This is a genomic window from Amycolatopsis palatopharyngis (assembly GCF_003385185.1).
Classification (GTDB): Bacteria; Actinomycetota; Actinomycetes; order Mycobacteriales; family Pseudonocardiaceae; genus Amycolatopsis; species Amycolatopsis palatopharyngis.
Window position 1 is genome coordinate 142,263 of sequence record NZ_PQHZ01000002.1, and the last position, 22,447, is coordinate 164,709.

Sequence of the window (22,447 nt, forward strand, 5' to 3'; positions counted from 1 at the left end):
GCTATCCGGGCTGCCTGCGGGCGAATTCGGGCGCGTGCTCGGGGCGGAACCCGACGCCGATGAGATAGGCCGGGATGAACGAGGCCTTGGGGACAACGCGCATCAGGGCGATGACCGGCTTCGGCGGTCCCGCCTTCCGGCCATTGACCACCGGTGCCACCACGGCCCTGTGCAGCAGCCGTTGCAGGCCTTGGACAAGGATCGTCGGCAGCAGCCGCCTCCGCCGGACCTTCGCCAACTGCGCGGTGTCCACTCTGCCGCCGCGCAGGGCCGTGGCGAGCAGGGTCGCGGTCGCGACGGCGTCCTGAACCGCCAGATTGATTCCCACGCCGCCGATCGGTGACATCGCGTGTGCGGCGTCACCGATGCACAGCAGCCCGTCGACGTGCCAGTGGTTCAGCCGGTTCAACCGGATGTCGAGGTGTTTGACCTCGTCCATCGACTCGAGCTGGTCCACCCGGTCGGCCAGTGCCGGGATCAGTTCGGTCAGCCCCTGCCGGAATCGCTCGATGCCTTCGGCCCGGAACCGGGCGTCGACGCCCTTGCGGGCGATGTAGGCGATCTGGAAGAAGCCTTCACGGGGGATGACGATGGCGAAGCTGCCCCGTCGCATTCGCGGAGTCAGCGCGGAAGCCTGCTCCTGTGGTTTCCGGGGCAGCCGGAACCACCACGCGTCGATGGGCACGGAGAACTCTTTCGGGCGAAGATCTGCCGCACTTCTGGCCATCGAGGTACGTCCGTCGCAGGCCACTGTGAGATCCGCCCGCAACTCGCCTTCACCGCCGTCCGCGGTGCGATAGCGCACTCCGGCGACCTTGCCCGCTTCCCGGATCAGGCCGGTCGCCTCGGTCCGCATGCGCAGGGTGAAGGCCGGTTCCGCGCTGCCCGCTTCGGCGAGCAGATTGAGCAGATCCCACTGGGGCACCATCGCGATGTACGGGTGGCGGACCTTGAGCCTGCGGAGGTCACCGACGACGACGCGGCGGGTGTCGTCGATCGGGAAGGCCACCTCTTCGAGTCTGCTTTGCGGCAGTGCGGCGAACTTCTCGCCGAGGCCGAGCTCGTCCAGCAGATCCAGCGTGGTCGGGTGCACCGTGTCGCCCCGGAAGTCCCGGAGAAAGTCCCCGTGCTTCTCCAGCACCGTGACCTCGATCCCGGCCCTGGCGAGCAACAGGCCGAGCACCATTCCAGCGGGACCGCCACCGATGACGGCACAGGTCGTCCGGTCGGACATCGCTACCACCCCTTTTTCAGCGCGTGTTGAATAACTTCAACTGTGGCCCGCCGGAGTTCCGACGTCAAGGGGAGGCGCTCGCGTTTCGAGCTTGCGGGCGGCCCGATACGCTGATCGGGCTATGACTGAGATGCCTTCGCCAGTGCGCGCCCGCTTCTGTCCCTCGCCGACCGGAACCCCGCATGTCGGGTTGATCCGAACGGCGTTGTTCAACTGGGCCTTCGCCCGGCATCACGGCGGAAGCCTGGTGTTCCGGATCGAGGACACCGACGCCGCGCGGGATTCGGAGGAGTCCTACGAGGCGCTGCTCGACGCGCTGCGCTGGCTCGGCCTCGACTGGGACGAGGGTCCCGAGATCGGTGGCGACTTCGGCCCGTACCGACAGAGCCTGCGGGGCGACATCTACGCCGACGTGGCTCGCCGGTTGCTGGAGGCAGGCGAGCTGTACGAGGCGTTCTCCACGAACGATGAGGTGGAGGCGCGGCGCAAGGCGGCGGGGCAGGACCCGAAGCTCGGCTACGACAACTTCGACCGCGAACTGACCGAGCAGCAGCGGGAGGAGTTCCGCGCGCAGGGCCGTTCTCCGGTGCTGCGGTTGCGGATGCCCGGCGAGGACCTCGCCTGGACCGACCTGGTGCGTGGTGAGATCAGTTTCCCGGCAGGAACCATTCCCGATCCCGTTCTGGTGCGTGGCAACGGCGATCCGCTGTACACACTGACCAATCCCGTCGACGACGCGATGATGCGCATCACCCACGTGCTGCGCGGCGAGGACCTCCTGCCCTCCACTCCACGCCAGATCGCGTTGTACCAGGCGTTGCGGCGCATCGGCGTCGCGGAGTTCGTGCCCGAGTTCGGCCACCTGCCGTACGTGATGGGCGAGGGCAACAAGAAGTTGTCCAAACGCGACCCCTCCTCGAATCTTTTCAACTACCGCGACCGGGGCTTCATCCCGGAGGGGCTGCTCAACTATCTGGCGCTGCTCGGCTGGTCGATCGCCGACGACCGGGACGTGTTCGGTGTCGACGAACTCGTGGCCGCTTTCGAGATCACCAAGGTGAGCGCCAATCCTGCGCGGTTCGACGTCAAAAAGGCCGAGGCGATCAACGGTACGCATGTCCGCGCACTGGACAACGCGGACTTCGCGAGCCGGGTGGTGCCCTACCTCACAGCCGCGGGAGTGCTGCCGGAGACGCCGGGGGAGGAGCAGCTCGCCGCGCTGCGGGAGATCGCGCCACTGGTGCAGGAGCGGGTGACCGTGCTCTCCGACGCCACCGACATGCTGCGCTTTCTCTTTATCGATGAGGAAAGCTTCGCCCCGGAGGAGGCGTCCGCGACGAAGGCGCTGGGGCCGGACTCCGAGCCCGTGCTGCGGTCCGCGCTCGAGTCGTTGGAGGCACTGGATTCCTGGGAGACCGGCGCCATCGAGCAGGCGCTCAAGGACGCGCTGGTCGAAGGCCTCGGGCTGAAGCCCCGCAAGGCGTTCGCCCCTGTTCGGGTGGCCGTCACGGGGCGTACGGTGTCGCCACCGTTGTACGAATCGATGGAGCTGCTCGGCCGGGACAAATCGCTCGGACGGCTGCGTCGCGCCCTCCCGTCCAACGCAGGGTAGAAGACATACACCGGAACAGAGCAGCACTAATCACCTCGATAGTCGAATCGGTACGGCCGAAAGTGGCCTAGCCTCGCTGAGTGGATTTTGCGTTCGCTACCCCGACGGCATCGCAGGCAACGGCCGAACGGGCCGCCCCTCCTGGGCCCTGGTCCCCTCCGGCGCTCCGGCTGGTCTGTCTCGACATCGACGACACCCTGATCGACTTCACCTCGGCAGGCAGCCGTGCGCTGGCCGAGCTGATCGGCAGGGCCGACATGTGGTCGCTCTGGGAGCGGATCACCGACGAGCATGTGGCCAAGGTCGTCGCAGGCGACCTCGCATACGCCGATATGCACCTCACTCGCAGCCGGTGCTTTCTCGCCGAACTCGGCGCGGAGATGGACACCGGTGACGTCGTCGGTTTCGAGGCCAGGCGACGGGAGTTGCTGCGCCGCTCGTGGCGGCTGTTCGACGATGTGTTGCCCTGTCTCGACTGGCTGAACGCGGCCGGCGTGCAGCTCGCCGCGGTGACCAACGCCTCTGGCGGGCACCAGCGGGCGAAGCTGGCGGACCTCGGACTGGCGCGGTTCTTTGATCACGTGGCGATCGCAGGCGAAATGGGAACCGCGAAACCCGATCCAGTGATGTTTCACACTGTTTGCCTGACAATGGGTTGTGACCCGTCCGAGGCGGCGCATGTGGGGGACAAACTCGACACCGATGCGATCGGGGCCCGGGACGCCGGTCTCGGCGGTGTCTGGCTGAACCGGCGCGCGGTAACCGAGGACGTGCCAACGGGGGTGCACGAGATCGACAGCCTCGCCGAGCTTCCCGAGCTGCTGATCTGCGAGTTCGCCAGCGTGGGAGTGCCGATACAGCGATGATCAAGGGGCGTGTGCCGGGGCCGCCTGCGACCCCGAATTCGGGGTGGTCTAGTATTTCTTCCCGGCGGTGTTCGACAGGAGTTCTCCCGGAGAGCGCCGAGTATTGGGGTATGGTGTAATCGGCAGCACGACTGATTCTGGTTCAGTTAGTCTAGGTTCGAGTCCTGGTACCCCAGCTGCAGAGGGAAAATTTCAGTCTGGTAAGTTCTCTCTCGCAACAAGGCAAGCCCCCGTCGTCTAGCGGCCTAGGACGCCGGCCTCTCACGCCGGTAGCGTGGGTTCGAATCCCATCGGGGGTACGCGAAGAAGAACACCGGAGGCCCATCCGTTCCGGCGGATGGGCCTCCGGTGTTTTTGCGTGTCTCGGGGGGCTTACAAGCGATCCTGGAGGGCTTCGGCGGCCGCGAGGAGATCGGCGGCCCAGCGGGAGCCCGGCTTGCGGCCGATCCGCTCGATCGGGCCGGACACCGATACCGCGGCGACAACCGAGCCGGAGGAGTCCCGCACCGGCGCGGAGACACTCGCGACGCCCGGCTCGCGCTCGGCGACACTCTGTGCCCAGCCACGCCTGCGTACTTCGAGCAATGTCCGCTCGCCGTAGACGGCGTCGGTCAGGATCGTGCGCTGTGTGTGCGGGTCGGACCACGCGGCGAGCACTTTGGCCCCTGAGCCTGCCGTCATCGGCAGCCGGGAGCCGATCGGGACGGTGTCCCGGAGTCCGCTTGGCGGCTCCGCAGTGGACACACAGATGCGCTGTACGCCGTCCCTGCGGTACAGCTGCACGCTTTCGCCGGTGATGTCGCGCAGCTTCGGCAGGATCGAACTCGCGGCGTCGAGTAATGGGTCGGTCGTGCCGCCCGACAGTTCCGCCAGCGCGCTGCCGGGGCGCCATCTGCCGTCGGCGCCCCGGCGCAGGAGCCGGTGCACCTCGAGACCCACGGCGAGACGGTGTGCGGTCGCGCGTGGCAGTCCCGTGCGTGCGCAGAGTTCGGCGAGTCCGCAAGGATCGTCGGCCACCGCTTGGAGAACGGCCACGGCCTTGTCCAGGACGCCGATACCGCTGTGCTGGTTTGAAGGGCTATGCTGTCCCACGTAGCGATACTACATTCCCGAACTTTGGGATGTCCAGATCCTGGGACAAATCGAACTCGAGTCGCCAGCCGGCTCGTGCCCGTCGGCTCGACCGAGTTCCTTTGCTCCCACAACTTTTTGGGAGGAGCCCTGATGACCACCACCCAGGGTGCGAAGGCGAAGACGCTCGCGGAGAAGGTGTGGGACTCCCACACGGTGCGCCGCGGTGAGGGTGCGGAGCCGGACCTGCTCTACATCGACCTGCACCTCGTGCACGAGGTCACCAGCCCGCAGGCATTCGACGGTCTCCGCCTCGCGGGCAGGCCCGTGCGCAGGCCGGATCTGACGATCGCCACCGAAGACCACAACGTGCCGACGATCGATATCGACCTGCCGATCGCCGATCCCGTTTCGCGTACCCAGGTGGACACACTCCGGCGCAACTGCAAGGAGTTCGGGGTCCGGCTGCACCCGATGGGCGATGCCGAACAGGGAATCGTGCACGTCATCGGTCCACAGCTCGGCCTGACCCAGCCCGGGATGACCGTGGTTTGCGGCGACAGCCACACCTCCACGCATGGCGCGTTCGGGGCGATGGCCTTCGGTATCGGCACCTCCGAGGTGGAGCATGTGCTCGCCACGCAGACGCTGCCCCTGCGTCCCTTCAAGACGATGGCGATCACCGTGGACGGCGAGTTGCGGCCGGGAGTCACGGCGAAGGACATCATCCTGGCGGTGATCGCGAAGATCGGTACCGGTGGTGGACAGGGCTACGTTCTGGAGTATCGCGGCAGTGCGATCGAAGCCCTTTCGATGGAAGCCAGGATGACGATCTGCAATATGTCGATCGAGGCGGGCGCCCGCGCGGGCATGATTGCACCGGACGAGGTCACCTTCGAGTACCTGAAGGGCAAGCCGCACGCCCCGTCCGGAGCCGATTGGGACACCGCTGTGGCCAACTGGCGTGAGCTGCGAACCGATTCCGGCGCCGAGTTCGACGCGGAGGTTCACCTGGATGCGGCCGAACTCACACCGTTCGTGACCTGGGGTACGAACCCCGGCCAGGGCCTTCCGCTGCACGCCAGGATCCCGGACCCCGAGCAGATCGCCGACGAGAGTGAGCGGTTCGCCGCGGAGAAGGCTCTGTCCTACATGGATCTGCAACCGGGGACCCCGCTGCGGGAGATTTCGGTGGACACGGTCTTCCTCGGTTCCTGCACGAACGGGCGGATCGAGGACCTGCGGTCGGCAGCCGAGGTACTTCGCGGGCATCAGGTCGCGGAGGGGGTTCGCATGCTCGTGGTCCCTGGTTCGATGCGGGTACGCAAGGCCGCTGAGGCCGAGGGGCTCGACGAGGTGTTCACCGCGGCAGGCGCCGAATGGCGGCAGGCGGGGTGCTCGATGTGCCTCGGGATGAACCCGGATCAGCTCAAGCCGGGGGAGCGCAGTGCCTCGACCTCCAACAGGAACTTCGAGGGCAGGCAGGGCAAGGGCGGGCGTACCCATCTGGTGTCGCCGCTCGTGGCCGCTGCCACGGCCGTTCGCGGCACCCTGTCCTCGCCTGAGGACCTGTTGCCGCACTCCGCCAGCACGGCAAGCACCGCGGCAGCCGCCGACAGCGCCCGTTGACGCACAGGTCGCGACCCTTCACCTCGTACTGACACAGGAGCCACTCAGCATGGAACCCTTCACCTCCCACACCGGGATCGGAGTGCCGCTGCGCAGGTCCAACGTGGACACTGACCAGATCATCCCGGCCGTCTACCTCAAGCGGGTCACCCGCACCGGCTTCGAAGACGGGCTGTTCGCGGCCTGGCGGGCCGACGAACACTTCGTGCTCAATTCCGAGCCCTACAAGTCCGGCAGCGTGCTGGTCGCCGGTGCCGACTTCGGCACGGGCTCGTCCAGGGAGCACGCCGTCTGGGCGCTGATGAACTACGGCTTCCGCGTGGTCATCTCGTCCCGCTTCGCGGACATCTTCCGGGGCAACTCTGGGAAGCAGGGGCTGCTGGCCGCCGAGTGTGAGCAGTCGGACGTCGAACAGCTGTGGAAGATCCTGGAGAACGAGCCGGGCACCGAGGTCACCGTGGACCTCACGGAGAAGACGGTACGAGCCAAGGACTTCACCGCACCCTTCACGATCGATGACTACACCCGCTGGCGCCTGCTGGAGGGACTCGACGACATCGCGCTGACTCTGCGACACGCCGCCGACATCGACAAGTTCGAGTCGGACAGGCCATCGTGGAAGCCGGTCACCACTCCCGGCTGACACCGCAGCGAAGGCGGAGACACGGATTCCCTGCTCAGCAAGGGGATCCGGCACCGGCCGAAGGTCGGTGAAACCACGCCGAACGGCACCGGAAAAGGGCCTGGAGACCACTCCAGAGGTCCCTCAGAGGGCGGAACATCCCGCTCCGGCAACGAAAACTTCCGCGCGCCGTTTGGAATTTGTGCTGCATTGGTAATACCGTGTGCGCAAGTCGGCCGACGTGGCCGTGTACAAGTAGTTCTTCTTGGAGGACTGGAATGGCCAACAAGGCCCAGCTGATCGAAGCGCTCTCCGAGCGTTTGGGCGACAAAAAGGTTGCGTCGGAAGCTGTCGACGGTCTCGTCGACATCATCATCCGGACGGTCAACAAGGGCGAGAAGGTGAACATCACCGGTTTCGGTGTGTTCGAGAAGCGTGCGCGTGCCGCTCGCACCGCTCGCAACCCGCGTACGGGCGAGACCGTGCGCGTGAAGAAGACCAACGTTCCGGCTTTCCGGGCCGGTACGACCTTCAAGGACGTTGTCAGCGGCGCGAAGAAGCTGCCGAAGGCAACGGCCGTGAAGCGGGCCACCCCGGCCGCGCGTAGCACGGGCACGACCGCCTCGCGTAGCACCGGCACCCGCACCGCGGCGACGAGGGCGACCGCCAGCCGCCCCAGCACGACCCGGAGCACCACCTCGCGGACCAAGGCCACCACGCCGCGTTCGACGACGACCCGTGCGGCGTCGAGCCGGAGCACCACCGCGAGCCGGACCGCCACCAAGGCGGCGCCGAAGACGGCGGCCACCAAGTCGACGGCCAAGGCAGCGCCGAAGGCCGCGGCCAAGACGACGAAGGCCGCGTCGACGTCATCGGCGACAAAGAGCTCCGCCGCAAAGAAGCCGGCCGCCAAGGCCGCGCCGAAGGCGGCCGCGAAGACTTCGGCCAAGTCGGCTCCGAAGAAGACCACCGCCGCAGCCAAGAAAAAGAAGTGACCAGCCTGTGAGCTGGTGATTTCGTCACTACGGTGGCTTCTCGGCAGGGCCCCGCGCACACCCGCGCGGGGCCCTGCCGCATGTACGTACCTTCGTTGCCCGAGTTCGTCGTCACCGCCCTGCGGCAGCCGGGTGATCCACAGTGGAAGGCCGGACGGAGTCTCCGGTCAGGACCTCGCGGTGGCGGGAGCGGGTAGCGGACTGGGAAAGTAGGTCGCCGCTACGAGTCGTGGCCCGTCCGCTTCGGTCGGCGGCCGGAACGACAACAACCAGAGCGAGCCCTTCTTCGCCGACACCGTCCCGGATTTGCCGGAGGCCAGCGCCACACCATCGCGTTCGGCCAGGGCCGTGACGACGGCGGGGATGACCCCTCCCTGACTGGAGATCAGCGGGGTGCCGCCGTCACCGACGATGGCGAGCAGTCTGGCGGTGCCCAGGACCGGATCCCGCCAGTAGCCCTCCTCCGCGAGCAGGGACTCGTGTCGTACCTCGGTGCCCAGATCCTCCGCGACGCCCTGCACGGTCTGCACGCAGCGCAGGCGGGGCGCGGCCAGGACCCGATCGGGGTGGAACGCGCGCACCATGGTCCGGACGGCCTCCGCCTGCCGCTGACCCGCATCCGAGAGTGGACGAAGATCGTCGTCGCCGGTCCATTCCTCCCGCTTGCCCGCTTTGGCGTGGCGGATCAACAGGACCGTCGTGAGTTGGGCGGGAAGTGCGCAGAACTCACGTAGTACGGCCACGTCCGCGTGATAGGTCAGCATCGCCTCGGCCTCGCGCACCGGTAGCCAGCGCAGGTCATCGACCTCGTCATTCGCCGCGAACCCGCCGAATACTGCCCTGGCACTGAAGAAGTCCACGATCTTGTCAGACCGGACGCCACGGTGGTCGACCTCGTAATCGACCTGGAGCAGGTATCTCCCGAGCACCGCTTCGAACCCGGTCTCCTCCCGAAGTTCACGAACCGCCGCCACCGGTACGGTCTCGCCGGGATCCAGCTTTCCCTTCGGCAGCGACCAGTCGTCGTAGCGCGGCCGGTGCACGACGGCTACCTCGATGGCGCTGTCCGTGCCTGCTTCCCGGTTTCGCCACAACACAGCGCCCGCGGCCCTGATCGCCGGAGCACGATCCGCCCGGCTCATCCGGCGGCCCGATGTTTCGCGAGCGTCTCGACCTGGTGGTCGCGAACCTGCGATCCGTCGGCTGGTGAGGGCTCCCACTCCCCGTTGCCGGTGAGTACCCAGCAACGAGTCGCCGGGTCGAGCGCCGAATCCAGCACCTCGTCCAGTTGCGCGGTCAGTTTCGGATCCTTCACCCGCACCAGTGCCTCGATCCTCCGGTCCAGATTTCGGTGCATCATGTCCGCACTGCCGATCCAATACGAGCTACCCGCTCTGAAGTGAAAGACACGTGAGTGCTCCAGGAATCGCCCGAGAATGGAGCGGACGACGATATTGTCGCTGAGCCCTGGGACACCCGGTTTGAGTGAGCAGATACCACGAACGACGATCTCCACCGGAACTCCCGCCTGGGAAGCGCGATACAGGGCGTCGATGATCTGTTCGTCGACCAGTGAGTTGCACTTGATCCGAATCCCGGCTCGTCCGCCCGCCTTCTGCTGCTCGATTTCCTGTGAGATGCAATGCAGGATGCCGCGCCGGATGCCGTGCGGAGAGGTCAGGATGTTGCGGTAGGTGTCCTGCCTGGAGTAGCCGGTGAGCACGTTGAACAGGTCGGTCAGGTCGGCCCCGATCGTCGGATCCGCGGTGAGCAGGCCCATATCCTCGTAGATCCTGGCCGTCTTCGGGTTGTAGTTGCCGGTTCCGATATGGCAGTAGCGGCGGATCGTGGAGCCCTCCTGGCGCACCACCATCGCGACCTTGCAGTGGGTCTTCAGCCCCACCAGGCCGTAGACCACGTGCACGCCCGCGCGTTCCAGTGTGCGCGCCCAGCTGATGTTGGCCAGTTCGTCGAACCGTGCCTTGATCTCCACGAGGGCGACCACCTGCTTGCCCGCCTGCGCCGCATCGATGAGCGCGTCCACCACCGGGGAGTCACCCGAGGTTCGGTACAGCGTCTGTTTGATGGCGAGGACCTTGTTGTCGGCCGCCGCTTGTTCGATGAATCGCTGCACGCTCGTGGAGAACGAGTCGTAGGGATGGTGGACGAGGACGTCGCCCTCGCGGAGGGTGGCGAAAACGCTCTTCGGTGTCTCCCGCTCCCCGAACGCCGGGTGGGTCGCGGGCACGAACGGTGGGTCCTTGAGTTCCTTGCGGTCCACACTGGAGAGCTGGTGCAGGCAGCTGAGGTCGAGCAGGCCGGGAACCTCGACGACATCGTGCGGATCGACCTCGAGTTCGCGCAGCAGCAACTCGAGCATGTGCTCGCTCATGTCGCTGGCGACCTCAAGGCGTACCGGAGGGCCGAACCTTCGCTGGGCGAGTTCGCGTTCGAGTGCTTGCAACAGGTCCTCGTCGCGATCCTCCTCGACCTCGAAATCCGCGTTCCGGGTGACCCTGAACACGTGGTGTTCGATGACTTCCATCCCGGTGAAGAGTTCGCCGAGGTGAGCGGAGATCAGCTCCTCCAGCGGAAGGAACGTCGCGGTCCGGCTCTGCCGTTGCTGCTCGATCCGGATCAGCCGGTGCACGTTGTTCGGCACCTTGACCCTGGCGAACCGCTCGGTGCCGCCCTCCGGGTCGCGAACCGTGACGGCCAGATTGAGCGAAAGGCCGGAAATGTAGGGAAACGGATGCGCCGGGTCCACCGCGAGCGGAGTCAGCACAGGGAAGATCTGCTCGCTGAAGTAGCTCGACAGGCGAACCTTGTCCGCCGCGTCCAGATCCGCCCAGCGCACGATGCGGATGCCCTCGTCGGCGAGCGCGGGCCGAACGTTCTCCTCGAACGCCTCGGTCTGACGCTCCACCAGGTCCTGATTGCGCTTGGCGATGTACGCCAGTTGCTCGCGCGGCGTGAGCCCGTCCGCGCTGCGCACCGACAGCCCCGTCTCGTCCCTGCGTTTGAGGCCGGCGACCCGGACCATGTAGAACTCGTCCAGATTGGACGCGAAGATCGCGATGAACTTGGTGCGTTCGAGCAGGGGCTGCGACGGGTCCTCCGAGAGGGCGAGCACGCGCGCGTTGAAATCCTGCCAGGAGAGTTCCCGGTTGAAGTAGCGATCGTCGGGCAGCGAGTCGGTGAGCTGGGCGCTCGCCGCCGTCACGGCGGGCGGAGCCGAGGGGACCGCGTGCTTCTCCTGGGCCCTGTCGTTCGCCGAGGGCATCCGCCGGGACTGACCATCGGTCGTGGATGACGGTTGGGCGGTGGTGATCTCGTCGCTGCTCACACCCTGCATTGTTCCGCACTCGGGCGGGTGATGCGCTTCCCGGATCCGACCCGGGAGTGAATGTTACGTCACGCAGCAGGGGGCGCCGACCAGTTGCGTGGTCCGGCTGCCCAGACCGAGCGTACGGGCGTGGACCAGGTCGGCGGGGGTGTCCACGTCACTGCGCAGGGTCGCGGCGGGCAGGTCGAGCGCGACCGCCCCGGACTCCAGATGCGCCAGGGCGGAGCCGGTACCGAAGAGCGGCCCGAGGGGGGCGCCAGGTGCGGAGACGAGCAGGGTGGTGCCGGTGCCGTGCCGATCGGCGAGGAACGCGCGGCGCTCGTCGGCCTCGGCCAGTGCCTCGGCCAGTTCGACCGAGCGCAGCGCGGGCAGGTCGGCCTGCAGCGCCGCGACGACGGACCAGGGGTCGTCGCGTCGCAGCAGGGTCTCGCCGTGCCGCAGCGCGGCGTTGAGCCCGCCCGCACCCCGTTCACGGACCACTTCGGCGCCCAGTTCGGTGAGTTCGGCGAGTGCGGTGGGGTCGGTGCCGACCACCAGTACCCGGCGTACTCCGGCGGCTCCGATCGCCGCGTTCAGGGTGTCCACGGCCAGCGCGAGCACCAGTTCGGCATGCCCGCCCGCGCCGGGGGGTGTGCCCGCGGCCCCCCGCAGCCGGGACTTTCCGGCATGGGGAGGTTTCATCGGGACGATCAGGTCCACCTCGCGAGCCACGTCACCATCATTACCGGCTGGGGTCCCTTTCGCGCCACCGCGTCCTCGGACCCCTTGTTGGACCGTGATGGGGGGCGAGGGAGGATCACTCTCGCGCGACCGGCGCCGTGACCGACTCGGGAACGGCATCGAGCGTGGTGCAGCCCCGCTGGCGAGTGAGGCGAAAAGTGGGTTGGACATGGAGGAGGAGTTGTGGCTGATCGGGAGAAGGGCGGGTTCTGGGTCGGCGCCGCTGCCGCGCTGTTCTACCCGCTGAGCTGGATCGGGAAGCGTGTGTACGTGGACGCGGACCGGGTTCCCCGCGAAGGAGCAGCACTGCTCGTGCTCAACCACGTGTCCCACCTTGACCCGGCGGTGGACGCGGTGTTCGTGCATCGCAACAAGCGCGTGCCGAGGTTCCTGGCCAAGGACACCGTCGCGAAGGCCCCCATCTTCGGCCGGATCTTCCTCGGCTCCGGCGGCATCCCGGTCTACCGTGGATCCAGCTCGGCCGGAGACAGCCTGCGGGCCGCCCACCGCACACTGCAGGAGGGCAAGATCGTGGTGATCTACCCGGAGGGCACGATCACCAGGGACCCCGAAGGCTGGCCGAAGCGTTCCTACACGGGCGTCGCCCGGCTGGCGCTGGAGAACGACGTGCCGGTGATCCCGGTGGCCCGCTGGGGCACCCAGGCGATCTGGAACGGCTACGACAAGAAGTTCCGCCCGTTCCCGCGCAAGAAGGTCGTGCACGCGGTCGGCAGGCCGGTGGACCTCTCCGGCTATCGCGAGGAGGGCGGCACGGCCAGTCCCGCCGTCCTGCGTGAGGTCACGGAGCTGCTGATGCGCGAGGTCGTCGACCTGCTCTCCGACGTACGCGGGGAGCGTCCACCCGCCCGGGACGACGCCCCGACCGATGGCGAGTGAGGCAACTGGCATGAGCGACCGGCACCGTGTGTTAGTCGGGTACGGCATTGAGCGATGTGCAGCCTGCCGGCGAGTGAGGCAAGGGGCATGAGCGACCGGCACCGTGTGTTAGTTGGGTACGGCATTGAGCGATGTGCAGCCTGCCGGCGAGTGAGGCAACTGGCATGAGCGAAGGACTCCAGCGCATCGTCGTGCTCGGGGCGGGCTCGTGGGGCACGACCTTCGCGAAGGTGCTCGCCGACGCGGGACGTGACGTCACGGTCTGGGCACGCAGGACCGAGGTCGCGGACGAGATCGCGAGGGCACACAAGAACACGGCGTACCTGCCGGACGTCCGATTGCCGGACAACCTGACGGCGACCACGGACGCGGCAGCCGCGCTCGACGGGGCCCACGCGGTCGTTCTCGCCGTGCCCAGCCAGCGGCTGCGGGACAACCTGGCGTACTGGCGCGAGCTGCTGCCTGCCGATGTCCCACTGGTCAGTCTCGCCAAGGGCGTCGAACTGGGCACCCTGAAGCGAATGAGCGAGGTCATCGCCGAGGTCGCGGAGTGCGCACCGGAGCGGGTGGTGGTGGTCTCCGGGCCCAACCTCGCCAAGGAGATCGCGTTGCGGCAGCCCTCGGCAGCGGTGCTGGCCTGCACGGACCACGAGCGGGCTGTCGCCGTGCAGCACGCGTGCTCGAACTCCTACTTCCGGCCCTACACCAACACGGACGTGGCGGGCTGCGAGCTCGGCGGCGCGTGCAAGAACGTCATCGCCCTGAGCTGCGGGATGGCCGTCGGCATGGGGTTCGGCACCAACACGGTGGCGACTCTGATCACCCGCGGTCTGGCCGAGATGGCGCGGCTCGGCAGCCGAATCGGCGCCGACCCCCTCACGTTCGCCGGCCTGGCCGGTGTCGGTGACCTGGTGGCGACCTGTTCCTCACCGCTGTCGCGAAATCGGACTTTCGGCGAACGGCTCGGCAGGGGCGAGACGGTGGAGCAGGCGCAGGCAGCGGCGGGTGGCCAGGTCGCGGAGGGCGTGATGTCCTGTTCGTCGATCCGCGAACTGGCCGGTGGCCTCGGTGTCGACATGCCGATCACGGACGCGATGTACCGGGTGTGTCATGAGGGCGGCGATCCCAGATCGCTGGGTGCCGAACTGCTCGGCCGGGAACGCAAGCACGAGTGGTCCTGAGCGTGGCCACGGCGACCGGCGCCGTCCACCTTGTGAGATGAATTGACCGCGGCGAGGGCCGCTGGTTTCCTTGTCCTGTGCTGACGCCAGATGCCCCCGTGCTGCGAGGTCGCCTCGACCTGCGCCGGGCCGCTGGCGTGCGGTGTCGCTGTTGCCGGTGATCCAACCCACCCGCCTGCCGTCATCGCAACTCGAGGACACCTTCATGTTCGCCGTTCCGGACAACACTGTCGCCATCGCCGAGAACCCCATCCTGCGCCATCCGGTGCGCGTCGCACTCCAGTTCGCCGCGGATCGCGACCAATGGCGCCACCTGCTGCGCTACGACCCCGATCGCCGATTCGCCGCCCTGATCGCCCGCTCCGCCGACGAGGAGGTCTGGTTGATGAGCTGGCTTCCCGGTCAGGGCACCGACCTGCATGACCACGGGCCGTCGACCGGCGCGTTCACCGTGGTCACCGGCGAACTGTCGGAGTCGGTCGCCCGCCGGACCGCCGATGGCGCGGCCCTGCGGGAACCGCATACGGTCTCGGTTGGCCAGTCGCGGGTCTTCGGTCCCGGTTACGTCCATGAGGTCAGCAACCGGGGGACCGATCCGGTAGTGAGCGTGCACGTGTATCGCGCGACCCGCACCGTGAACAATGTGGGTACGGCACTGAGCGCGGTGGAGCCCGGCCGGCGTGTGAGGCCAGAGGATCGCGCGACCCGCACCGTGAACAATGTGGGTACGGCACTGAGCGCGGTGGAGCCCGGCCGGCGTGTGAGGCCAGAGGACCGCGCGACCCGGACAATGAACCACCGGGGCGCGGCTTTGAGCCCGGCGACCCTGGCCGGCGTGTGAGGCCGGAAATGGGCTGAACAGCCTGTTGTGGGCCGGATTCAGGCCGGGTCGGGTCGGCGAACCTGACGCCGCTGGCTGACGTGCTCCGGCAGGGCGATGCCCTCGGGAAGCTGCGGATCAGGCCGCGGCTCGCCGAATCCGGTGTGGACCGGCAGCACCCCGGCCCAGGCGTTCCCGGCAGCCACATCGTCCGGATCGTCGATGACACCGGCCGAACGCATCTTCACCGAGGCTTCGGTGAGGTCGAGTGCCAGCACCGTCACCGCCGCCAGCTCCTTCTCGTTGACATCACGTGCGTGCTCCCAGGAGCCGGGCGCGAGATGGTCGGTGATCATCCGGAGCCCGTGCAGTTTCTCCGCGCGGTCGACCGGCTGCCGGAGCCGCCCGTAGATGACGGCACTGCGGTAGTTCATCGAATGGTTGTTCACCGAGCGGGCGTAGATGATGGCGTCGAGCAGGGTGACGGTCACGCAGACCTCGGGCCCCTCCGTACCCGCCCGCATGGTGGTCGCCCCGGTTGACCCGTGCAGGTAGAGCGTGTCTCCATCGCGGCCGTACCCCGTCGGGATCACCATGGGGGCCCCTCCCGCGTTCACCAGGCCGAGGTGGCAGACCAGTCCTTCGTCGAGAACCGCGTACAGGTTCGCGCGGTCGGTGGCCGCCCTGTCCTTCTTGCGGTTCAGTGTCGTGCGGGCGGTGGACGAGAGGCCGGTGGTGGTTGTCTCGGTCATGTAGGCAGCATCCGAGACCAGGTGGCATCATGGAACGGCCACTACTCGAAAGAATTGGAAGGCCACTGCCGTGAATGGCCAAAGCGAGGGCAAGCCTGTGCTGCAACCGAGTTCGACGCGAAGCGCGACCGCCCTTCCGGTCAGTCTCGACCGGGAGTCCGCGATACCGCTGGCGGTGCAGCTCGCCGACGCACTGCGCGAGTCCGCCGCCACCGGCCACCTGCGCGGCGGGGACCGGTTGCCCTCCACCCGCGCGCTGGCCACCAGGCTCGGGGTGAGTCGCACGGTCACCTCGGCCGCCTACGAACAGCTGCACGCCGAGGGCTGGATCGCGGGCAAGCACGGTTCCGGGACCTACGTCACCACCTCACCGCCCGCGGAGCGCCCGCGGGGAAGGGCGGTGGTCGGCCGCGAGGGACCGCCACCGGGCCTGCTCGACCTGACCCCGGGTGTGCCCTGGGCGGAAGGTCTCGACAGGGCGGCGTGGCGGCGGGCCTGGCGAGCGGCGGCGGACGCACCGCCGTTGTCCGCCGCGCACCGGGCGGGCCTGCCCGAGTATCGCGCCGCGATCGCCGAGCACCTGCTGCGCCACCGCGGACTGGCGGTCGGCACGGAGTCCGTGCTCGCCACCGGGGGTACGACGGCAGCGGTGGTCGAACTCGCCGGCGCGGTCCTGGAGCCGGGTGACCGGGTCGCCGTCGAGGAGCCCGGATACCAGCGGGCCGTGCAGGCGTTCCGAGCGGCGGGTATCGAGGTTATCCCGTTGCCGGTCGACGGAGAGGGACTAGTTCCGGACTCCGTGCCCACCGGTGTCCGCGCCGTTTACTGCTCGCCCGCGCACCAGTATCCGATGGGCAGCCGGATGAGTGCTTCGCGACGGGTTGAGCTGGTGGAGCGGGCACGCGCTGAGGACTTCCTGCTCATCGAGGACGACTACGACGGTGAGCTGCGGTTCGACGTCGCGCCGTTGCCGCTGCTCGCCGCGCTGGCTCCGGATGTCGTCGCCCATCTCGGGACCACCAGCAAGATCCTCACTCCGACACTGGGCGCGGGTTGGATGGTCGCACCACAGCCGGTCACCTCGGCGGTGCTGGAGTTCCGGGAGCGCACAGGAACACGGCCGTCGCCCGCGGGACAGCGAGTGCTGGTCGAACTCGCGCGCAACGGTGACCTCGGGCGGCACCTGCGCAGGCTGCGCAGGGAGCTCTCCGAGCGGCGCACCCTGCTCGTCGACGCGCTGCGAGCGGCAGGTGTGCCGGTACTCGGGGACGACGCGGGGGCACATCTGGTGGTGCCCTGCTCGTCCCCTGAGGACGAGCACGCTCGCCTGGCGGAGGGCAGGGCGAGAGGTATTCAGCTCGACGGCCTCGGCAGGCACTTCGCGGGAGTCCCCTCCGCACACGGGATCGCCATCGCTTATGCGGGGTGTTCCCAGGACGCGTTGCGCGACGCGCTCGGGGATCTGGTCGAGATACTGCGCTGACCCCGCGGCCGCAAGCGCCCGGTAGGGTGACGGCCCATGAGTGAACGGAAGACACGAGTCGCCGTCGTGTTCGGTGGCCGTAGCACCGAGCACACAATCTCGTGTGTATCCGCGGGAAGCGTACTGGCCAACCTCGACCCCGAGCGGTTCGAGATCCTCCCGATCGGCATCACCAGGGAGGGCGGCTGGGTCCTCGGCACGAGTGATCCGAAGGCGCTGGAGATCCGCGGAACGGCATTGCCCTCCGTTGAGGACGGCAAGTCCCTTGTCCTCGCAGGCGATCCCACGCAACGCGAGCTGGTCAGTCTGGAGCCGGGCGCGAACCTGGAAACCCTCACCGGCGTCGACGTCGTCTTTCCCGTGCTGCACGGTGCCTTCGGGGAGGACGGCACTGTTCAGGGGCTGCTCGAGATGGCAGGGCTGCCCTACGTCGGCGCGGGCGTGCTGGCGAGTGCGGCCGCTATGGACAAGGAGTACGCGAAGAAGCTCCTTGCCGCAGAAGGACTTCCGGTCGGGGAGTACGCGACGATCCGTCGTGGACAGTCCACTCTGCCGGATACGGAGCGGCAGCGCCTCGGTCTGCCGGTGTTCGTCAAGCCGGCCCGCGCGGGCTCCTCGATCGGCATCAGCAAGGTCACCGACTGGGCCGAACTCGACGCCGCCATCGCGCTGGCGCGCGAGACGGATCCGAAGGTTCTCGTCGAGGCCGCGGTAGTCGGCAGGGAGATCGAGTGCGGTGTCCTGGAATTCCCGGACGCCAGGGTGGAAGCCTCGCTCCCGGCGGAGATCCGGGTGCTGGCTGACGACGAGTCGGCCTGGTACGACTTCGAGACCAAGTATCTCGGTGACGCCGCCGAGCTGGACATTCCGGCCAAGCTGGACGATGTCACCGTCGAGCGGCTGCGAGAGATGGCCGTCCGGGCGTTCGTCGCGCTGGACTGCCAGGGGCTGGCCAGGGTGGACTTCTTCATCGGCGCCGACGGTCGCCCGACCATCAACGAGGTGAACACGATGCCGGGCTTCACCACCACTTCGGCCTATCCGAAGATGTGGGAGGTGACCGGCGTCGACTACCCGACCCTGCTCGCCACCCTCGTGGACACGGCGCTGGCTCGCGGCACCGGCCTCAGGTAACCGGCCTCAGCGCCCGAACCTCGCACTTTCCCGGGAAAGTGCGAGGAGGTGGGGGTCAGGTGCGTGGGGGAGCCGGCTCGAGGTTCGCGGAAACCACGTCCGAGATCTGCTGCAGCGGGCCGGTGCCCGCGCTGTCCGGCACGGTCAGGGCGACGATCACCGGCCGGTCCACGACGAACCAAGTGGCGCTGCCTTCCCCCGGAACCTGGAGCCACTGCACGCCGTTGATCACCCGCAACTGCGACGTCTCGGTCAGCTCTGGCGGCTGGTTCAGCCCGCAGCGCAGCACCACGGGCTCAGCGCCACCCCAGGCCGCCGTGGCCTCCGGAGCGGGTTTCGCCAGCTCGCGCCGCGCCAACGTCTCGCCGGCCGAGATCAGCTCGCCGGGCAATGCGTCGACAAGAGTCCCGCACGCCGGTCGGCCCGCCTGTGGGGCGGGTACGGGAACCAGCGGCAACGGCCCGGTCTCATTCGCCGATGAATCTTCGACGGAACCCGCTGTCAGGCCCGCGATCGCGACGGCGACGGCCAGTGCCACCGCGATCACCGCGGCGACGACGATCAGTATCCGGGGCGGCGCCCCGCTCTCGGTGTCAGCCACGGCTTCACTGAAGCACGTCCTACAGGTGCACGACCGGGCAGGTCAGCGTCCGTGTGATCCCCTCGACGTTCTGCACCTTCGCCACCACGAGCTGGCCCAGCTGGTCGACGTTGTCCGCGGCAGCGCGCACGATGACGTCGTAGGGGCCGGTCACGTCCTCGGAGCTGGTGACACCCGAAATGCCGGCGATCTCGGCAGCGACCGAAGCCGCCTTGCCGACCTCGGTCTGGATCAGGATGTATGCGTGGACCACGGCGCGCCCCTTCGTCTGGATCGATCGGCTCGGTGTTTCATTGGACGGTAACCAGCAGCAACGTACCCCAGTCGGGCAAACATCGGGCATCCGACTATCGGTGATTCGAAGGTGGTGTGGTGTCGACGCACGGTAGACCCCAGCAGGAGGAGGCCCAGCCGGGCTCGCCTCGCCCTGGCACAGTGGCCGCGGCAGGTGAGTTCGGTCTCATCCGCACGTTGACCACGGGCAGGACACAGCCCTCGACCACGTTGCTCGGCCCCGGCGACGACGCGGCCGTGGTGGCGGCGCCCGACGGGCGGGTCGTGGCGACCACCGATGTCCTTGTGCAGGGGGTGCATTTTCGCCTGGACTGGTCCGATCCGGAGCACATCGGCCGCAAGGCCGTCGCGGTGAACCTCGCCGACCTCGCCGCGATGGGTGCCGTGCCAACCTCCGTGTTGGTCGGAATCGCCTGCCCGCCGGACACCGAGACGAGGATGCTCGCGGCGCTGACCGACGGCATGTGGGCCGAGGCCGAACGGGCCCGCGCGGGCATCATCGGCGGCGACGTCGTCCGAGCGGATCAGCTCGTACTGAGCGTTACGGCGCTCGGCGACCTCGGCGGAAGACCACCGGTGACCCGGTCCGGCGCGCGGCCGGGCGACATCCTCGCCGTCTGCGGCAGGCTGGGCTGGGCGGCCGCCGGGCTCGCGGTGCTCGGGCGTGGATTCCGTTCGCCAGTGGGGGTCGTCAACGCACAGCGATACCCGCAACCGGCGTACCAGGCAGGTCCGGCGGCGGCGGTCGCGGGCGCGACGTCGATGATCGACGTGTCCGACGGGCTGCTGGCCGATCTCGGCCATCTCGCGTCGGCCTCCGAGGTGGGCCTCGACGTGCAGACCGCGCGGCTGACCGTCGACCAGCGGCTTGTCGACGTCGGGACGGCCCTTGGCGCCGATCCGCTGCGCTGGGTGCTCACCGGTGGCGAGGATCACGCGCTGGCGGCGACGTTCCCTTCGTACACGGACTTACCGGAAGGATGGGTGCAGATCGGCACGGTGCTGCTGCCGGACACCGGCGTGACCGTCGACGGGCAACCCTACGAGGGCGTCTCCGGCTGGGAGCACTGGCGCTGATCCTGCCGGTTATCGTGACCGGGTGGAGATTCGCGTGGTGCCCTACGACGATCCGGATGCCCGGAAGCTGATGGACGAGGTCCAGCAGGAGTACGTCCGCCGCTACGGCGAACCCGACATCAGTCCGATGGACCCAGCCGAATTCGCCCCGCCCCGAGGGCTGTTCCTCGTCGGGTACGAGGACGGCACTCCGGTCGCTACGGGGGCGTGGCGAGCCCACGACGGCCCGCCACCCGCGCTTCAGCCGGGTGACGCCGAACTGAAGCGGATGTACGTCGCGCTTGCCGCGCGGGGCCGCGGTTACGCCCGTGCGGTGCTGGCGGAACTCGAGCGGACGGCGGTGCGGGCCGGCCGGTCGCGAGCCGTGCTGGAGACCGGGACCGAACAGCCCGAGGCCATCGCGCTCTACCGTTCCTGCGGCTACCGGGACATGCAGAAGTTCGGGCTGTACAAGAACGACGAACGCAGTCTCTGTCTCGCGAAGTCCTTGGTGGACTGAGGCGTGGCCGGATCGATATGAGGAGAGACGATGCCGATCTACGCACTGGGTGAGCTGCGACCGAGTATCCACCCCGAGTCCTATGTGCATCCCGACGCGACCGTGATCGGCGACGTGCGGATCGGGCCCGGCGCTTCGGTGTGGCCGCAGGCGGTGCTGCGTGGAGATCACGGGTACATCGAGATCGGTGAGCGGTCCAACGTGCAGGACGGCAGCGTGCTGCACTGCACCGAGCGGGACCCGCTGGTGCTGGGGCCGAACTCGGCGATCGGCCACGCGGTGCACGTCGAGGGCGCTCGTATCGGTAGCGGCTGCCTGATCGCCTCCGGGGCGGTCGTGCTGAACGGCAGCGTCGTCGCCGATGGCGGCATGGTCGGTGCGGGCGCGGTGCTGTCCTACGGCGGCAGGGTCGGGCCTGGCGAGGTGGCACTCGGCGTGCCAGCGAAGAACCGGCCGAACACCTCGTTCGGGCCGGACAAGATCCAGGCGGTGGTGGAGAGCTACGTCAAGCGCGGCGAGTGGTTCCGAACCGAACTCCGGCGCCTGGACTGACTCCCGTCGCCGGTGCGCTAGAGTCGCTGCCCGTGACCGCACGACCGCTGCACGAGATCGTCGAAGCAGGCTGGGCGCAGGCCCTCGAACCGGTGGCGGACCGGATCTCCGCGATGGGGGATTTCCTCCGCGCCGAGATCGCGGCGGGACGCCGCTATCTACCGGCGGGCGAGCACGTGCTGCGTGCGTTCCAGCAGCCGTTCGCCGATGTCCGGGTGCTGATCGTCGGCCAGGACCCCTATCCGACGCCCGGACACCCCATCGGCCTGTGTTTCGCGGTCGCGCCGGACGTCCGGCCGCTGCCGAAGAGCCTGGTCAACATCTACAAGGAGTACGCCGACGACCTCGGCCACCCACTGCCGTCCAACGGTGACCTCACCCCGTGGACCGAGCAGGGGGCGCTGCTGCTCAACCGCGCCCTCACCGTTCGCCCCGGAACGCCGAACTCACATCAGGGCAAGGGCTGGGAGGAGGTCACCGAACAGGCCATCAAGGCCCTCGCGGCGCGCGGTGGCCCGCTCGTCGCGATCCTGTGGGGCAGCAACGCGCGCAAACTCAAGCCGCTGCTGGCGCCGGTGCCCTGCATCGAGTCGGTGCATCCGAGCCCGCTGTCGGCGTACAACGGTTTCTTCGGGTCGAAGCCGTTCAGCCGGGCGAACGCCCTGCTCACCGAACAGGGCGCGCAGCCGCTGGACTGGAAGCTGCCCTGACTCCGGCACGACCACGCCTGGACGCAACCACTCCGGGACACAACCACGCCGAGATACAACAATGGCCCGGCGGATCGAGATCCACCGGGCCATTGGAGAGTCTGGGGTTCAGCCGCGAACGACCTTACCTGCCTTGAGGCAGGATGTGCACACGTTCATCCGCTTGCGCTGCGAGATGCCAATCTTGGCGTGCACGGTCTGGATGTTCGGGTTCCACCGACGGTTGGTACGCCGGTGGGAGTGTGAGACCGACTTGCCGAAGCCGGGCCCCTTGCCACAGACGTCGCACACGGCAGCCACGTCGAACACTCCTCGAAATCTGGGGAAACGCTGAGCTCTTACTAGCGCTGAC

General features: G+C 68.1%; 22 protein-coding genes, 2 tRNA genes and 1 pseudogene. 16 read left to right on the plus strand and 9 right to left on the minus strand.

Features of this window, described 5'->3' with window-relative positions; translation table 11 throughout:
* Position 1: 1 nt before the first annotated feature.
* A complete protein-coding gene (locus D0C15_RS02005; protein ID WP_116040687.1) occupies positions 2-1,234 on the minus strand; it encodes an FAD-dependent oxidoreductase in 1,233 nt (410 codons plus the stop codon).
* Between the two features lie 121 nt (positions 1,235-1,355).
* Here D0C15_RS02005 and gltX point away from each other — a divergent pair, with 121 nt between their 5' ends.
* The 4 genes from gltX to D0C15_RS02025 all read left to right on the plus strand — a co-directional run bounded on the left by gltX (position 1,356) and on the right by D0C15_RS02025 (position 4,011).
* Complete coding sequence (gene gltX, locus D0C15_RS02010; RefSeq protein WP_116040686.1) at positions 1,356-2,846, plus strand: glutamate--tRNA ligase; 1,491 nt, start codon at positions 1,356-1,358, stop codon at positions 2,844-2,846.
* A gap of 80 nt (positions 2,847-2,926) precedes the next feature.
* Positions 2,927-3,712, plus strand: a complete 786-nt coding sequence (locus tag D0C15_RS02015; RefSeq protein ID WP_116040685.1) for an HAD family hydrolase — start codon at positions 2,927-2,929, stop codon at positions 3,710-3,712.
* A gap of 104 nt (positions 3,713-3,816) precedes the next feature.
* Positions 3,817-3,888 (plus strand) — tRNA-Gln (locus tag D0C15_RS02020).
* A 50-nt stretch (positions 3,889-3,938) separates the two neighbouring features.
* Positions 3,939-4,011 (plus strand) — tRNA-Glu (locus D0C15_RS02025).
* A gap of 73 nt (positions 4,012-4,084) precedes the next feature.
* On the opposite strand, the gene D0C15_RS02030 is transcribed toward D0C15_RS02025, so the two are convergent.
* The gene (locus tag D0C15_RS02030; RefSeq protein WP_211323062.1) at positions 4,085-4,804 is read right to left on the minus strand and encodes an IclR family transcriptional regulator; all 720 of its coding nucleotides are present in this window, start codon (positions 4,802-4,804) and stop codon (positions 4,085-4,087) included.
* A 132-nt stretch (positions 4,805-4,936) separates the two neighbouring features.
* Here D0C15_RS02030 and leuC point away from each other — a divergent pair, with 132 nt between their 5' ends.
* The 3 genes from leuC (at position 4,937) to D0C15_RS02045 (ending at position 8,029) form a co-directional block, all read left to right on the plus strand.
* Entirely contained in the window at positions 4,937-6,412 is a 1,476-nt protein-coding gene (gene leuC / locus D0C15_RS02035) for a 3-isopropylmalate dehydratase large subunit (protein ID WP_116040683.1), read from the plus strand.
* Positions 6,413-6,461: 49 nt separating this feature from the next.
* Complete coding sequence (gene leuD, locus D0C15_RS02040; RefSeq protein ID WP_116040682.1) at positions 6,462-7,055, plus strand: 3-isopropylmalate dehydratase small subunit; 594 nt, start codon at positions 6,462-6,464, stop codon at positions 7,053-7,055.
* A gap of 257 nt (positions 7,056-7,312) precedes the next feature.
* Positions 7,313-8,029 carry an HU family DNA-binding protein gene (locus D0C15_RS02045; RefSeq protein ID WP_116040681.1) on the plus strand — a complete coding sequence of 239 codons (717 nt, stop codon included), beginning with the start codon at positions 7,313-7,315 and terminating at the stop codon, positions 8,027-8,029.
* 167 nt (positions 8,030-8,196) lie between these two features.
* Here the strand turns inward: D0C15_RS02045 and D0C15_RS02050 are convergent, their stop codons facing one another.
* The 3 genes from D0C15_RS02050 to cofC form a co-directional block, all read right to left on the minus strand.
* A complete protein-coding gene (locus D0C15_RS02050; RefSeq protein ID WP_116040680.1) occupies positions 8,197-9,171 on the minus strand; it encodes an NUDIX hydrolase in 975 nt (324 codons plus the stop codon).
* A complete protein-coding gene (locus tag D0C15_RS02055; RefSeq protein ID WP_116040710.1) occupies positions 9,168-11,312 on the minus strand; it encodes an RNA degradosome polyphosphate kinase in 2,145 nt (714 codons plus the stop codon). Before D0C15_RS02055 ends, D0C15_RS02050 begins: the two co-directional genes overlap by 4 nt.
* Positions 11,313-11,438: 126 nt before the next feature.
* The gene (cofC, locus tag D0C15_RS02060; protein ID WP_116040709.1) at positions 11,439-12,056 is read right to left on the minus strand and encodes a 2-phospho-L-lactate guanylyltransferase; all 618 of its coding nucleotides are present in this window, start codon (positions 12,054-12,056) and stop codon (positions 11,439-11,441) included.
* A 222-nt stretch (positions 12,057-12,278) separates the two neighbouring features.
* Between cofC and D0C15_RS02065 the strand changes: the two genes are divergently transcribed.
* From D0C15_RS02065 to D0C15_RS02075, 3 genes and pseudogenes are all read left to right on the plus strand, one after another.
* Entirely contained in the window at positions 12,279-12,992 is a 714-nt protein-coding gene (locus tag D0C15_RS02065; RefSeq protein ID WP_116040679.1) for a lysophospholipid acyltransferase family protein, read from the plus strand.
* Between the two features lie 164 nt (positions 12,993-13,156).
* Positions 13,157-14,173 (plus strand): NAD(P)H-dependent glycerol-3-phosphate dehydrogenase, encoded by a 1,017-nt coding sequence (locus tag D0C15_RS02070; RefSeq protein WP_116040678.1) that lies wholly within the window; start codon positions 13,157-13,159, stop codon positions 14,171-14,173.
* A 205-nt stretch (positions 14,174-14,378) separates the two neighbouring features.
* A pseudogene (locus D0C15_RS02075) lies at positions 14,379-14,795 on the plus strand (cysteine dioxygenase); the annotation flags it as partial.
* A gap of 257 nt (positions 14,796-15,052) precedes the next feature.
* Here the strand turns inward: D0C15_RS02075 and D0C15_RS02080 are convergent.
* Entirely contained in the window at positions 15,053-15,745 is a 693-nt protein-coding gene (locus D0C15_RS02080) for a pyridoxamine 5'-phosphate oxidase family protein (RefSeq protein WP_116040677.1), read from the minus strand.
* Positions 15,746-15,815: 70 nt separating this feature from the next.
* On the opposite strand from D0C15_RS02080, the gene pdxR reads away from it, so the two are divergent.
* The gene (gene pdxR / locus D0C15_RS02085; RefSeq protein WP_245975519.1) at positions 15,816-17,228 is read left to right on the plus strand and encodes a MocR-like pyridoxine biosynthesis transcription factor PdxR; all 1,413 of its coding nucleotides are present in this window, start codon (positions 15,816-15,818) and stop codon (positions 17,226-17,228) included.
* A 36-nt stretch (positions 17,229-17,264) separates the two neighbouring features.
* Complete coding sequence (locus tag D0C15_RS02090) at positions 17,265-18,362, plus strand: D-alanine--D-alanine ligase family protein (RefSeq protein ID WP_116040676.1); 1,098 nt, start codon at positions 17,265-17,267, stop codon at positions 18,360-18,362.
* A 55-nt stretch (positions 18,363-18,417) separates the two neighbouring features.
* On the opposite strand, the gene D0C15_RS02095 is transcribed toward D0C15_RS02090, so the two are convergent.
* Together D0C15_RS02095 and D0C15_RS02100 are read right to left on the minus strand one after the other, a co-directional pair.
* On the minus strand, positions 18,418-18,963 hold the full coding sequence (locus D0C15_RS02095) for a DUF3515 domain-containing protein (RefSeq protein ID WP_116040675.1): 546 nt from the start codon (positions 18,961-18,963) through the stop codon (positions 18,418-18,420).
* Positions 18,964-18,982: 19 nt separating this feature from the next.
* Positions 18,983-19,216 carry an Lrp/AsnC ligand binding domain-containing protein gene (locus tag D0C15_RS02100; protein ID WP_091672234.1) on the minus strand — a complete coding sequence of 78 codons (234 nt, stop codon included), beginning with the start codon at positions 19,214-19,216 and terminating at the stop codon, positions 18,983-18,985.
* Between the two features lie 119 nt (positions 19,217-19,335).
* Between D0C15_RS02100 and D0C15_RS02105 the strand changes: the two genes are divergently transcribed.
* Genes D0C15_RS02105 through D0C15_RS02120 form a run of 4 tightly spaced genes read left to right on the plus strand, consistent with a single transcriptional unit; the run spans position 19,336 to position 22,095 of the window.
* Entirely contained in the window at positions 19,336-20,334 is a 999-nt protein-coding gene (locus D0C15_RS02105) for a thiamine-phosphate kinase (RefSeq protein WP_116040674.1), read from the plus strand.
* Positions 20,335-20,356: 22 nt separating this feature from the next.
* On the plus strand, positions 20,357-20,833 hold the full coding sequence (locus D0C15_RS02110) for a GNAT family N-acetyltransferase (RefSeq protein WP_116040673.1): 477 nt from the start codon (positions 20,357-20,359) through the stop codon (positions 20,831-20,833).
* A 30-nt stretch (positions 20,834-20,863) separates the two neighbouring features.
* A complete protein-coding gene (locus D0C15_RS02115) occupies positions 20,864-21,385 on the plus strand; it encodes a gamma carbonic anhydrase family protein (RefSeq protein ID WP_116040672.1) in 522 nt (173 codons plus the stop codon).
* Positions 21,386-21,417: 32 nt separating this feature from the next.
* Positions 21,418-22,095 (plus strand): uracil-DNA glycosylase, encoded by a 678-nt coding sequence (locus D0C15_RS02120; RefSeq protein WP_116040706.1) that lies wholly within the window; start codon positions 21,418-21,420, stop codon positions 22,093-22,095.
* Between the two features lie 108 nt (positions 22,096-22,203).
* On the opposite strand, the gene rpmB is transcribed toward D0C15_RS02120, so the two are convergent.
* Positions 22,204-22,395, minus strand: coding sequence for a 50S ribosomal protein L28 (rpmB, locus tag D0C15_RS02125; protein ID WP_116040705.1), 192 nt, complete (start codon positions 22,393-22,395; stop codon positions 22,204-22,206).
* Positions 22,396-22,447: the final 52 nt, after the last annotated feature.